7 protein-coding genes and 1 pseudogene are annotated in these 12,159 nt (G+C 66.1%); 3 read left to right on the forward strand and 5 right to left on the reverse strand.

Annotation, left to right across the window (positions count from 1 at the left end):
• A complete protein-coding gene (locus tag NG697_RS13865; RefSeq protein ID WP_252612037.1) occupies nt 1–2,826 on the reverse strand; it encodes an FAD-binding and (Fe-S)-binding domain-containing protein in 2,826 nt (941 codons plus the stop codon).
• The gene (locus NG697_RS13870; protein ID WP_252612035.1) at nt 2,826–4,565 is read right to left on the reverse strand and encodes an L-lactate permease; all 1,740 of its coding nucleotides are present in this window, start codon (nt 4,563–4,565) and stop codon (nt 2,826–2,828) included. Before NG697_RS13870 ends, NG697_RS13865 begins: the two co-directional genes overlap by 1 nt.
• A gap of 141 nt (nt 4,566–4,706) precedes the next feature.
• On the opposite strand from NG697_RS13870, the gene NG697_RS13875 reads away from it, so the two are divergent.
• A complete protein-coding gene (locus NG697_RS13875; RefSeq protein WP_252612033.1) occupies nt 4,707–5,399 on the forward strand; it encodes a GntR family transcriptional regulator in 693 nt (230 codons plus the stop codon).
• Between the two features lie 110 nt (nt 5,400–5,509).
• Here NG697_RS13875 and NG697_RS13880 read toward each other — a convergent pair.
• Nucleotides 5,510–7,873 (reverse strand): annotated as a pseudogene (locus NG697_RS13880) (pullulanase X25 domain-containing protein); the annotation flags it as partial.
• Nucleotides 7,874–7,929: 56 nt separating this feature from the next.
• Here NG697_RS13880 and NG697_RS13885 point away from each other — a divergent pair.
• Together NG697_RS13885 and NG697_RS13890 are read left to right on the forward strand one after the other, a co-directional pair.
• Nucleotides 7,930–8,607 carry a hypothetical protein gene (locus tag NG697_RS13885; RefSeq protein ID WP_252614498.1) on the forward strand — a complete coding sequence of 226 codons (678 nt, stop codon included), beginning with the start codon at nt 7,930–7,932 and terminating at the stop codon, nt 8,605–8,607.
• Complete coding sequence (locus NG697_RS13890; RefSeq protein WP_252614499.1) at nt 8,525–9,748, forward strand: tyrosine-type recombinase/integrase; 1,224 nt, start codon at nt 8,525–8,527, stop codon at nt 9,746–9,748. Before NG697_RS13885 ends, NG697_RS13890 begins: the two co-directional genes overlap by 83 nt.
• Before the next feature lie 14 nt (nt 9,749–9,762).
• Here the strand turns inward: NG697_RS13890 and NG697_RS13895 are convergent, their stop codons facing one another.
• Together NG697_RS13895 and NG697_RS13900 are read right to left on the reverse strand one after the other, a co-directional pair.
• Nucleotides 9,763–10,962 (reverse strand): MFS transporter, encoded by a 1,200-nt coding sequence (locus tag NG697_RS13895; RefSeq protein ID WP_252614500.1) that lies wholly within the window; start codon nt 10,960–10,962, stop codon nt 9,763–9,765.
• Between the two features lie 190 nt (nt 10,963–11,152).
• On the reverse strand, nt 11,153–12,159 hold a 1,007-nt coding region (locus NG697_RS13900; RefSeq protein ID WP_252614501.1), incomplete at its 5' end, for a rhodanese-like domain-containing protein.

The raw sequence follows: 12,159 nt of genomic DNA on the forward strand, positions 1-12,159 counted from the left end.
TCAGCGGGTAACCTCCTCCAGGAGTTCCAGCACGTGGCGGTACTGCGCGCCGGTTGCCCGCGTCATACCCAGTTCGCAGGTCCGGTTGCAGGACGCGTGCGCCGCAGCGCCCATGTCCGCTACCTCCGCGGCCTGCTTCGCGGTAGCTGATGCCGTCAGCTCCGGGTGCAGCATCCCACGGTCCCCGGCGAATGCGCAGCAGCCCCAGTTTTCCGGCACCTCCACGCGGTCGGCGACGGCGCCGGCCACGGCACCGAGGGCATCGTTGAGGCCCATCCGGGTGGAGGAGCAGGTGGGGTGCAGGGCCAGGGACTCCAGCTTCCCGTGATCGGGCAGCCCAGGAAGGATCCGGTCCGCGGCGAAGTCCACGGCGTCCACCATGCGCAGTGGACGCTGCCCTGCTGCCGGCGTGTCCGATTCGACGGCCTGGCGCAGGCCCTCGGTGCAGGAGGACGCGTCGCAGACGATGGGCAGTTCGCCGTCCTTGGTTGCCTCCCGGAGGGCTGCCAGGGTCTTCTCCCGCATCGTTTTTTGGCCTGCGGCCATACCCTTGGAGGACCAGGGCGTGCCGCAGCAGAGGCCATCGATCCCTTCCGGGACAAGGAGCGTAATCCCTGCCCTGGCACAAAGCTGTTCAAAGCTGTACTGGACGCCGTGCCCTTGGCCGTCCTGAGCCGTACCCGCGGGCCCGAACATGGTCCCCACGCACGCAGGGAAGTAGACAGCGTCCACTTCGCCCGCCGGCGTCGGACGCTTCCGCACCGAACCGCCGCCCGGCAGTTCGGCCGAATACAGCGGGACTGTGTCTTCCCCAAGCACTGCCCGCGCGGCCTTATTGGGCGGGGCGATGGCGGCGGCCGGGAGCTTGTTCACCACAGTCAGGGCCAGCGAAGCACCCCGGGTGACGCCTTCCCAGTGCTTGGCGGCGGCATTCCACGCCCCGTTGGCGAGCGGGCCGGCGTCGGCCTTCCGCAGCTTCTTTACCAGCGATCCGGTGTTGATGTCCACCGGGCAGGCGGTCTGGCACATTCCGTCCACGGCGCAGGTGTCCACAGATTCGTACTCGTAGTCCTTTTCCAGTTCCGTGACCAGCGCAGTGTCTCCGGCCAGCCGCGCGGATTCGATGGCGCGCAGCGTGACGATCCGCTGCCGCGGCGTGAGGGTGATGTCCTTGCTGGGGCACACCGGCTCGCAGTAGCCGCAGGAGACACAGCGGTCCACCTCCTCGGCGACCGGAGGCGCCGTCTTGATGTGCCGCAGGTGCGCCAGCGGGTCCTCGTCCATGAGGACGCCCGGGTTGAGCATCGCGGCAGGGTCGAAAAGCCGCTTGATGCTGCGCATCACGTCGTAGAGCTCATCGCCGTATTGCCGGCGGACGTACGGGGCCATCACGCGCCCGGTGCCGTGCTCGGCCTTCAGCGATCCGCCCTCGGCCAGGACCAGGTCCACCATGTCTTCGGTGAAGGCGCTGTAACGGTCCAGTTCTGCGGCGGTGGCGAAACCGTCGGTGAGCATGAAGTGGACGTTGCCGTCCTTGGCGTGGCCGAAGATCACGCTGTTGCCGTAGCTGTACTTGTCGAAAAGCCGGATCAGTTCCCGGCAGGTGCGGCCCAGCACCGGGACGGGGACCACAATGTCTTCCAGCAGCGCGGTGGTGCCCTGGGGGCGCGCACCGGCGACGGAGGCGTAGAGGCCCTTGCGCAACTGCCAGAGCTGGCCCCGTTCCCGGGCGTCACCGGTGAACCGGGCGGGGGTGGAGAGCCCCAGGCCCATGAGGATGCCCTCGCCGTTGACTTGGAGCTCCGCCAAATGTCCGGCGCTGCCGGCGGAGTATTCCACGAGCAGGGCGGCATGGTCCCGGACCGCCAGGTCCTGCACGACGGCGGGCGTTCCCTTGAGCGTCTGGCCCACCTTCAGTGACAGCGCGTCCATCAGCTCAATGGTTGCGGCCCCTGTTTCTACGAGGGCAGGCAGGGCCGCGTTGGCCGCCTCGAGGTCCGGAAATACCAGCAGGCCCGCGGCGGCGTGCTGGAGCCGCGGGATGGTGCGGAAAATCGTCTCTGCCACGAAACCTAGGGTGCCTTCGCTGCCGACAATCAGGTGGGCCATGATGTCCACCGGGCTCTTGAAGTCCAGCAGGGAGTTCAGGCCGTAGCCCATAGTGTTCTTCATGGAAAACTGCTGCCGGATCCGGTCGACGGAGTCGGGGTTGTTCCGGACGCGCTCCGCCAACCGGGCTAAACCTTCGTAGAGTTCCGGTTCGAGGGCGCGGAGCTTTTGGTCGGCGTCGACCGCCCCGGTGTCGATCACGGTGCCGGAAGGCAGCACTACGGTCAACGACTCCAGCGTCCGGTAGGTGTTGTCCACGGTCCCGCAATTCATGCCGGAGGAGTTGTTGGCCACCACGCCGCCGATGGTGCACGCCGCCTCGCTGGCCGGATCCGGGCCGAACTTGCGGCCGTAGCGGGCGAGCCTCGCGTTGAGCGCCCGTACGGTGACGCCGGGCTGTACCCGGACCCGCGCGCCGTCGTCAAGCACTTCGATGTCCCGGAAGTTGCGGCGCACGTCCACCAGCACGCCGTCGGTAACCGCTTGGCCGCTCAGGCTCGTTCCGCCGGAGCGGAACGTCAGCGGCACACCCTGGGCAGCGCTCGCACGCAGCAGCCCGCCCACCTCGGCGGCGCTCCCCGCCGTGACCACAGCCTGCGGGATCAGGAGGAAGTGCGAGGCATCGTGGGCGTTCGCGTGCAGGTCGATGGCCCGGGTCTTCACCTGGGTGGGATCCTTCACCGCCGCGCGTAGGCCAGCTATGTCCAGGGGTGCCATCAGGGGACCATCCAGCCCAGTACGGGGGTGGACTGCAGGAAGATCAGCACGGTGATGAGCGCCAGCAGGCCGAGGCTCCAGCCGAGGAGCTTCCGGAAGAGGGTGCCCTCTGCACCGTCAAGGCCCACCGCGGCCGAGGCCACCGCCAGGTTCTGCAGCGACAGCATCTTGCCCATCACCCCTGCGGAGGAGTTGGAGGCGGCCATCAGCACCGGAGAAAGGCCGGTCTGCTCCGCTGCGGTGGCCTGCATCTGGCCGAACAGCGAGTTGGAGGAAGTATCGGAGCCGGTGAGTGCCACACCAATCCAGCCAATCAATGGTGAGAGGACGGCGAAGAAACCGCCCGCGGAGGCCAGCGCGAAGCCGAGCGTAGTGGTCTGGCCGGAAAGGTTCATCACGAAGGAGAGGCCCAGCACGGCCGTGACGGTAACGATGGTCCAGCGCAGCTGTACCAGGGTGTCCCGGTAGATGCGAAGGCCCTGTGATGCGATGATCTTGTACAGCAGCATGGTGAGCAGGCCGGAGAACAGCAGCAGGGTGCCGGTCGCCTTGAGGTGGTCCAGCTTGAACTTCGTGGCCGCGACAGGCTTGCCGGCCGAGTCGGTGATGTCCAGGCCGGGCCAGGCGAACGTGACGCTGCCAACCTGGCTCAGCCAGGCCTTGACGAACGGAATCTGCGCCACCGAGAACACCGCGATGATGATCAGGTAAGGGGCGATCGCCATCCAGATCTTCCGCGGCTCGGGCCGCGAGTTATCGGTGGGTACCGCACTGTCAGTTGGCACCGCGCTGCCCGAGGCGGGCCGTTCGGCAAAGTGTCTTGAGCTGGCTCCGCTCACCGAACCGGCACCTGCGCGTGCAGCGACGGCGGCTGCCTCGGCTGGTTCCAGTGCAGCCTGGACGGCGCCTCCCATCCCGACGGTTTCCTTCGGCTGCCACACCTTCAGCATCAGCAGCACGGCGGCCACTGTTACGACGGCGGCCACAACATCAGTGAGTTCCACGGCGAAGTAGTTGGAGGTTACAAACTGCGCCGCACCGAACGCGACGCCTGCGACGAGGGCCACGGGCCAGGTCTGTTTCACGCCACGACGGCCGTCCACGATGAACACCAGCAGCAGCGGAACGATCAGGGCGATGAACGGCGTCTGGCGTCCGGCCATTGAGGAAAGCTCATTCAGCGGCAGGCCCGTGACACCGTTCAGGGCGATGATCGGCGCGGCCATCGCGCCGAAGGCAACCGGGGCAGTGTTGGCAAGCAGCGAGACAATGGCCGACTTCAAGGGCTTCATTCCTGCAGCCATAAGCATGGCTGCAGAGATGGCCACGGGCGCGCCGAATCCGGCCAGGGATTCCAGCAGGGCGCCGAAGCAGAAGGCGATCAGGATGGACAGGATCCTGAGGTCGTTCGAGATCGAACGGATGGTGCGCCCCAGCACTTCGAACCAAGGAGTGGCCACGGTGAGCCGGTAGATCCACAGCGCGTTAACAAGGATCCACAGGATAGGGAACAGGCCGTAGAAGATGCCTGCCGCGGTGGCGCTCAGGGCCTGGTTGACCGGCATCTGCCAGCCAACGATGGCCAGTACGAGGGACAGGGCGAGGCTGGCCAGGGCAGCTTTGGGTGCCTTGACTTTGAAAACGCCCAGCAGAACGAAAAGCAGGACGAGGGGAAGCGCAGCGCAAAGGGCTGAAATCACTAGGGACCCGGAAATGGGGTCGAGGATCTGCTGAAACATGTGTCTCCAGATTGTGTTAGGCGTCACAACACTGTGGCGCCCAACGATTGTCTAACAAGTACACATGTTGGTCAAGTGCATGTGTTGACTTGTCTGGCAAGATTGGGGGAAATGGGAAAAGACTTTACAGGAGAAGCGCACATGGCCGGCCGCATTGCTGCAGTCTCAATCGTCGACGCGATCGCTGCGGATCTGCGGAGCCGCGTTTTCTCTGGTGACCTGGGTTCCGGCGAGGCGCTCACTGAGACAGACATCGCCACGTCCTATGAAGTGGCACGCCCAACCGCCAAAGCCTCGATTGAGAAGCTCGTGGCGGAGGGGCTGCTGGACCGGGGCACGCACAAGACCGCACGGGTCGTGGACCTGGGACCGGAATCCGTGCGGGACATCTACCTGGCACGCGCCTATCTGGAAAGCGAAGTACTACGCCGGCTGGCGCGCACCAGGGAGATACCGCAGGAGGCCGTCCAGGCCAACCGCGATATCGCGGCATCGAAGTCGGGTACGCCGCTGGACGTTGTGGAACCTGACATGCGCTTCCATACAAGCCTGATCGACGCAGTGGCAAATGAGCGCATCAGCCGGATGTACCGCTCGCTTGTGGGTGAGGTGCGGCTGTGCATGGTCCGGGTCCAGTCACTGCACCTCCTGGACACGGAGCTGATACTGGCCGAACACCAGAAGATCCTTGAGCTGATCGAGGGCGGCCAGGGCGAGGCCGCGGCCGAACTGCTGGACGAACACCTTGGGCGGGCGCGTGAACGGCTGGTCGCCGCTATGGGGGGAACCGCTGGCCCAGAGGCTGAGTACCCGTCAGGGCTGGTGCCGGAGTAGCCGGCACACAGCAATGCGGGGTCACCGGTCGGTGCTCCGAAACTCCGGAACGGACCGACGGTGCCCCGCATCGCGGTGCTAGGCGGCGCGGCGAAAAACAGCGCTGGGCCCTAACCCGCCGTGAGCAGGTGGGTGGCGTGGTCGTACCGGAAGGTGACCGCGCCGCCGTCGTGCGTGTAGGAGATGTTGCCGCCGTTGCGTACGCCGTTGGCACCGTAGTTCTCGTCCCAGCCCCGGTTCAGTGCGGCCTTGAACTCGTAGTCGCCGGCCGGGAGGTCCGCGACGGCCAGCTTCCACACCTGCGTTGCCGGGTCCAGCGTCAGCTGGGCCTGGTCGCAGGCCGGCAGCCAGTCATCCTCGCAGCCGAGCTCCAACCCCATGCTTCCCACCGCTGAAACCGCCTGCGGCTGCTGGGATGCGTAGACGGCAGTGGTGACGTGCGTGCGGTTGTCGTAGCGGAAAGTGACCGCTCCGCCGGGGTGGTCAAGGACGATGTTGCTCCCGTTAAGGAGCCCGTCCGCGCCGTAGCTGACACCCCACGTGCCGTTGAGCGCGGCCTTGTATTCGTACTGCCCGGCTGGCAGGTCCACGGTCAGCCGCCAGATGTTATCCGCCGGGTCCAAGGTCATGAAGGCCGCTGGGCAGGCCTCGTCCCAATCCTTTGGACAGCCCATCCCGGCGTTAAACGACCCCGCAACAGTCACTGAGTCCGGCTGCGGTGCCTCACCCAACGTCACCGTCCGCGGTTCGCTGACCACGCTGAAGCCGGGACCGGTCATGGCGGCGCGGTATCGGACCACGGTGCCGTCGGCGAGTTCCAGGCCTGCCAGGTCATCGGTCGCCGAGTACACCGGTGATGAGTCGTCAGAGCCCACAGCAGTCCAACCGCCGCCTGCGATGCTGCGCTCGAAGGACACCATATGGCTGGACTTTTCCGGATCTGCGGTGGCGCTGAGCTCCACGGAACCCTCCACGCTGCTGCCTTCGACGGGTTTCTGCATGGTTAGGATCGGCGCCGGAACGGCGGCTGCCCGGGACTGGCTGGTGGCACGGTGGCCCCCATTGTCCAGCACCGTGGCGCGGTATTCGAGGACGGTGCCTGCATACAAGGCAGCGACATCGTGGAACACCTGGTACGGCGCGGTGTCGTCGGTGCCGATCGGTGCCCAGCCACCGCCCGCCGTCCTGGCCTCAAAGGTGACCTCGTAGAACGAAGCACCGCCGACGTCGGCCGTCACGTTGATCCGGCCGTTATCCGCCGGTGCCGCGGCAGGTTCCTGAAGTGCGACGGCGGGAGCCGCCTTGGAGTGCGGAATACGGCCCGACGACTGGTAGACCACGGCCGACAGCGGCGGGACGGTGACTGTCAGCTTTCCGTCCGCTGAGGTCTTCACCGTGTCCGCGCCCGCACCGTAAATCTGCGTGTAGCTGCGCTTGCCGATGTAGGTGGGCACGTCCGCCGTCTGCTGCTGTTCGCTGTTGTTCAGGGCTACAACATACTCACGCTGGTCCTCCGCATCGGTGCGGGAGAAGGCATAGATCCCTTGCCCTTCGGAGGCGTAGCGGTGCTGGTGGGCGCCGTCGCGCAGGGCAGGGTGGCCCTTGGTCAGGGCCGCGAGCTGGCTGATCTTGGCATACAGCGGGTGGCCGGCGTTGAAGTTGTCGCTGGCGTGCGTGGCGTCGGTGCCCAGCAGGTCGTCGTCGAGGTACTCCGGCACCTGGCTGGCGAAGAGCGTCTGCCGGGCGTCCTGGTCGCCGCCGGGGCCGGTAAAGCCTTGCTCGTCGCCGTAGTAGATCACCGGGTTGCCACGGGAAAAATACATCAGCTCGTGGGCCAGCTGGTCGCGGGCCACCTGCTCCGTGTCGGCTGAGCCCGGGTTGTCGGCGGCGATGATGCTGCCGATGCGGCCCATGTCATGGTTGCCCAGGAAGGTTGGCAGTTGGTAGACGTTGGAATCGGCGTCGGTGTACCAGTCGTCGCCGGCGAAGAACGTCTCCAGCGAGCGGGTGTCCTGGCTCTTGGACGCGAAGTTCCGGGCGGCCTCCTGGAACGGGAAGTCCAGCACGGCCTGCATCTGGTTGCGGGTGGTGAACTGCGAGGTGAAGGACTTGGTCGTGTCGAAGACTTCGCCGAACATAAAGAACTCGTCCTTGCCCTGTGCCTTGGCGTAGCTGAGCATCTCCGGGCCAAATTCCTGCCAGAACTCGTTGTTGACGTGCTTCATGGTGTCTATCCGGAAGCCGTCCACCCCGAAATCGCCGATCCAGGTCTTGTAGATCTCCTCCATGCCGTCCGCCACTTTGGGGTTCTCGGTGAAGAGGTCATCCAGGCCGAAGAAGTCGCCGTAGTAGGAGTCCTCGCCTTGGAAGGTGGTGTCGCCGCGGTTGTGGTACAGCGTGGGATCGTTCAGCCAGGCGGGGACCTTCAGGTTCTCCTCGGCTTTATCCACAACGGGAACGTAGGGGAAGGACGTCCTGTTGACTGAACTTCGGGGAGACTGAACCCAGGCTTTCCGGAGAGGTGGTCATCGTGGACGAAATGCGGCTGAAGCTGCTCGAGGGTCAGATCGGGTTGCCTGGCATTGGTGCTGTCCGGCAAAACGTGGCAGGTCTTCTGCCCTACGCCGTGGTCGACGAGGCAGGGCGTGAGATCGAGGTGTTCTCGGTGTTTCTTCGCGATCTCGTGTTGACGGACATGAGCCCGTTGACGGTGCGTTCGTATGGCAATGACCTGCTGCGCTGGTGGCGGGTGCTGGAACTGATCGGCGTCCCGTGGGACCAGGCGGGCCGTCTGGAGGTCGAGGTCATGGTCGGCTGGATGCGCTCGGCCGTGAATCCTCAGCGGCGGGGGAGCGGGGCACGGGTGATGAATCCACGGACCGGGAAAAGACCGCTGGCTGAGGGGTATGCGCCGGCGACCATCAATCACGCACGGGCTGTCCTCGCATCCTTTTACGCGTCTGAGCGCGGACGCGGTCCTGACGACGATTCGGGCCTTCTACCTCGATATCCAGGGCTGGGCAGCCCAGGAGCCCGAACGCTGGGCCCGATGGGTTGCGCCCTGCCCCATCGGCAGCAGGGAAACCAGGTCACAGGCGAAAACGAAACGCCGAGCCAAGGAACGCATGGATGGCCGCATACGCTTGCTTCAACCGCTCCTTCCTGCCTTCGTCGCCGCCGTGACCGCCCGCCGGGACCACCTGGATGACCTTCTGAAGGCAGCGACCGATGCCGAACCCGACCAGGCGCTGACGGTCGGAGCGAAGAACTATCGGAGGCTGTTCACCGTCGGTGACGCCCGGCACGCCGAGCGTCACGGCCGGGCCAACATCCGGGTGCTCGATGAGTCGACCGGACGGAAGCTCAACGTCACCTTCACTGAGGACGCCGCGTTCTGGCAGTGGGCAGCCGTTGAGACCTTGCGGCACACCGGGCTGCGATGCGAGGAACTTCTGGAGCTATCCCAATTGAGCATCCGCCAGTACGCCCGGCCCAACGGGGAAGTTGTGGCCCTGTTGGTGGTCGCCCCGTCCAAGACCGACCGTGAGCGCGTGATCCCGATGACCGCCGAGCTGTTCCATGTGATTGCGACAATCATCCGCCGCCTCACCCGGAACCGGCGGGGCGTGCCGCTGGCCACGCGATTTGATAAGTACGAACGAATCACGAGTGCACCGCAACCGTTCCTGTTCCAGCGCACGATCGGGCAACGCACCGAAGTCATCAATCCCGGAACGTTGCGCGCGGAACTGGCCAAGCTCAGCGACGCCCTGGCAGTTGAGCACCCTGAGCTGGCCGGTTGCCGGTTTACCCCGCACGACTTCCGCCGTCTGTTCGCCACAGACCTCGTCAACCACGGCCTGCCGATCCACATTGGCGCCGCCCTCCTTGGACACCTGGACGTGCAGACCACCCACGGCTACGTGACCGTCTTCCAGGAAGACGTCATCCGCCACTACCAGATCCACCTCGCCGGCCGCCGGGCGGCCCGGGCCGCCCGGGAATACAGGACCCCGACCACCACTGAATGGGCCGAATTCGAAGAGCACTTCGACAAACGCAAGGTCGAACTCGGCAACTGCTGGCGGCCCTACGCCACCCCCTGCGAGCACGAACACGCCTGCATCCGCTGCCCGATGCTCCAAGTCGACCCTGTCATGATCCAGCGCCTCGACGAAATCAATGAAGACCTCATCACCCGACGCGAGCTCGCCGAAACAAAAGGATGGCTCGGCGAGCTCGAGGGCATCGACCTGACCCTCCGATTCCTCCACGACAAGCGCGCAGATGCACAACGGCTGGCCCGGCTGGGGCCGACCGACCTGGGCATCCCGGTCATCCGTCCTTGAATTGGTTCCCTCGTTCATCTCTGGCCGCGGTGGTCCCTGCTTCGCATTCGAACAGCGACGATGATGCCGGAGAGCGCAGTCAGGGCGGCGACGGCGGCGACGGCGGCGGGGATGCCGTAGGCGTCGGCGATGATGCCGGAGAGCAGGGCGCCGACGGCGAACCCGCCGTCGCGCCACAGCCGGTAGATGCCCACTGATCTGGCCCGCCATTCGGGGTGGGCGACATCGCCGATCGCTGCAAGCAGTGTGGGGTAGACCATGGCGGTGCCGGCACCGAGCAGGACGACGGCGGCAAGCCAGGTTCCGAAGTCATTTCCGAGGGCGACCATGCCCAGCGCCAGGGCTTGGACGAGCATGCCTCCGGCGATCAGTGGTTTGCGCCCGATCCGGTCCGAGAGGGGACCGGTGACGAGTTGACCGGCGCCCCAGACTGCCGGGTAGACGGCGGCGAGGATGCCGATGCGTTCGATGCTGAGCCCTGCGGTGGCGAACAGGACAGGGAACAGGCCCCAGGCGAGGCCGTCGTTGAGGTTGTTCACCATCCCGGCCTGGCTGACGGAGGACAGGGACTTGTCCCGGAAACTGGTCAGAGTGAACACCTCACGGTTGCTCAGCCCGGCATGGCTGCCGGCGTGGACCGGGACGTGCACTGCGGCTTCGGCTTTGGCGTGGTGGTGTGTTTCGCCGATGGTCAGCACGGACAGGCCAAGGCCGACGGCGATGAAGGCAGCGCCGAGCAGGAAGGGCCCGGGGCGCAGTCCGTAGGAGGAAGCGATGTAACCGGTGGCCAGTGCGGTGCCTGCGACGCCGAGGTAGCCGGCCGCTTCGTTCAGCCCCATGGCGAGGCCGCGGCGTTCGGGGCCCACCAGGTCCATTTTCATCATGACGGTGGTGGACCAGGTCAGGCCCTGGCTGATGCCCAGAACCACGTTGGCTGTGACGATCCAGCCCCAGGAGGGCCCGAAGATCAGCAGGAGGGGGACGGGGAGGGCGATGAGCCAGCCGGCGACCAGGACCGGCTTGCGGCCGTACCGGTCCGAGAGGGTACCGGCGAAGTAGTTGGTGGCGGCTTTGGCCAGGCCGAACGCCAGGATGTAGGTCAGGGCGGAGGTGTACTGGTCGAGGTGAAAGACTTTTTCGGCCAGCAGCGGCAGTACCGTGCGCTCCTGGCCGAGGGTGCCGCCCACGAGGGCGTTGACGGCTACGAGGAGCATGAACTGCGCCAGGTTCTGGCGCAGGCCCAGTCTGATTGGATCCCTTTGCCTGGGCGGTGAAGAGGTGTGGCCGGATCTCACGGATGTGCTCCAAGTGTCAGGGCGAGGTGGTCGAGGGCAAAGCTATGGCGGCGGCCGGGCCTACTGTGCCGCCGCCAAGGCTCTCAACCAGGGTTCGTGGTGCTTTTGTTTAGTTGCTGGACACGGATTCGCGTTCCTGCTGCCAGGCGTCCCAGGCGGCGTAGCTGCCGTCGAGTTCGACGACGTCGTACCCGGCGCGGCGCAGGGCGCTGGCCGCGACGGAGTTCCGGACCCCGGACTGGCAGTAGGTCACGATGGTTCCTTCGGCCGGAAGCTGGTCCAGGTGCCACATGGCGCGGCCGCCGCTGAGCTGGTGGGAGCCGGGGATGTGCCCGGCGGTGTGCTCGGTGCGGTTGCGGACGTCCAGCACCATGGCTGCATCGAAGCTGCCCAGTTCTTCGGGCCGGATCAGGGGCGGGGTGCTGACGGGGAGTCCCTCGATGGTGGTGACGTAGCCGGCGACGTTGTCGATGCCGACGCGGACCAGGTGGTCCCACATATCCTGGGCCTGTTTCTGCCCGGCGGCGAGCAGCACGAGCGGGTTCTTGTCGGTTTCCGGGTTCACGACCCAGGCGCCGTAGCTGGCCACGGACTTGCCGGCGGGAACGTTCAAGGAGCGGGTGACGGTGCCTTCGTGGACTTCGGTGTTGGGGCGGGTGTCGATGAAGGTGACGGTGTCCTGGGCGAGGTCCTTGGCGACGTCGGCTGGGTCCAGTTCCTGAAGCGGGGTGCGTTCGCCCATGACCGCCGGGCCTTCACGGTTTTCGCGCTTCATCCGTCCGAAGTAGGCGTGGGCGTCGGGCTGGCCGTCGAGGAGTTCGTCGATGAAGCCCTGCTCGTCATTGGCGGCGAGGTACGGGCCCCACCAGGCGTAGAGGCGCTCGTAGCCGACGGTGGAGGAGGGGATGGCGCCGAGGGCCTTGCCGCAGGCGCTGCCGGCGCCGTGGGCAGGGTGGACCTGGACGTAGTCCGGCAGGGTCAGGAATTTGTCCCGCAGGCTGGCGAACAGCTGTTTGGCGCCCTCGAAGCGGGTGTCGACGCCGCCGGCTGCCTCGTCGAGCAGGTCCGGACGGCCCAGGTCACCGGAGAAGACGAAGTCGCCGGAGAGCAGGTAGC

Source organism: Pseudarthrobacter raffinosi, from assembly GCF_023913835.1.
Lineage (GTDB): Bacteria > Actinomycetota > Actinomycetes > Actinomycetales > Micrococcaceae > Arthrobacter > Arthrobacter raffinosi.

What these genes read in the sequence shown, in the direction of transcription:
- NG697_RS13865 (WP_252612037.1), bottom strand. Translation starts at nt 2,826, where the DNA reads ATGGCACCCCTGGACATAGCTGGCCTACGCGCGGCGGTGAAGGATCCC.
- NG697_RS13870 (WP_252612035.1), bottom strand. Translation starts at nt 4,565, where the DNA reads ATGTTTCAGCAGATCCTCGACCCCATTTCCGGGTCCCTAGTGATTTCA.
- NG697_RS13875 (WP_252612033.1), top strand. Translation starts at nt 4,707, where the DNA reads ATGGCCGGCCGCATTGCTGCAGTCTCAATCGTCGACGCGATCGCTGCG.
- NG697_RS13890 (WP_252614499.1), top strand. Translation starts at nt 8,525, where the DNA reads ATGGATGGCCGCATACGCTTGCTTCAACCGCTCCTTCCTGCCTTCGTC.
- NG697_RS13895 (WP_252614500.1), bottom strand. Translation starts at nt 10,962, where the DNA reads ATGCTCCTCGTAGCCGTCAACGCCCTCGTGGGCGGCACCCTCGGCCAG.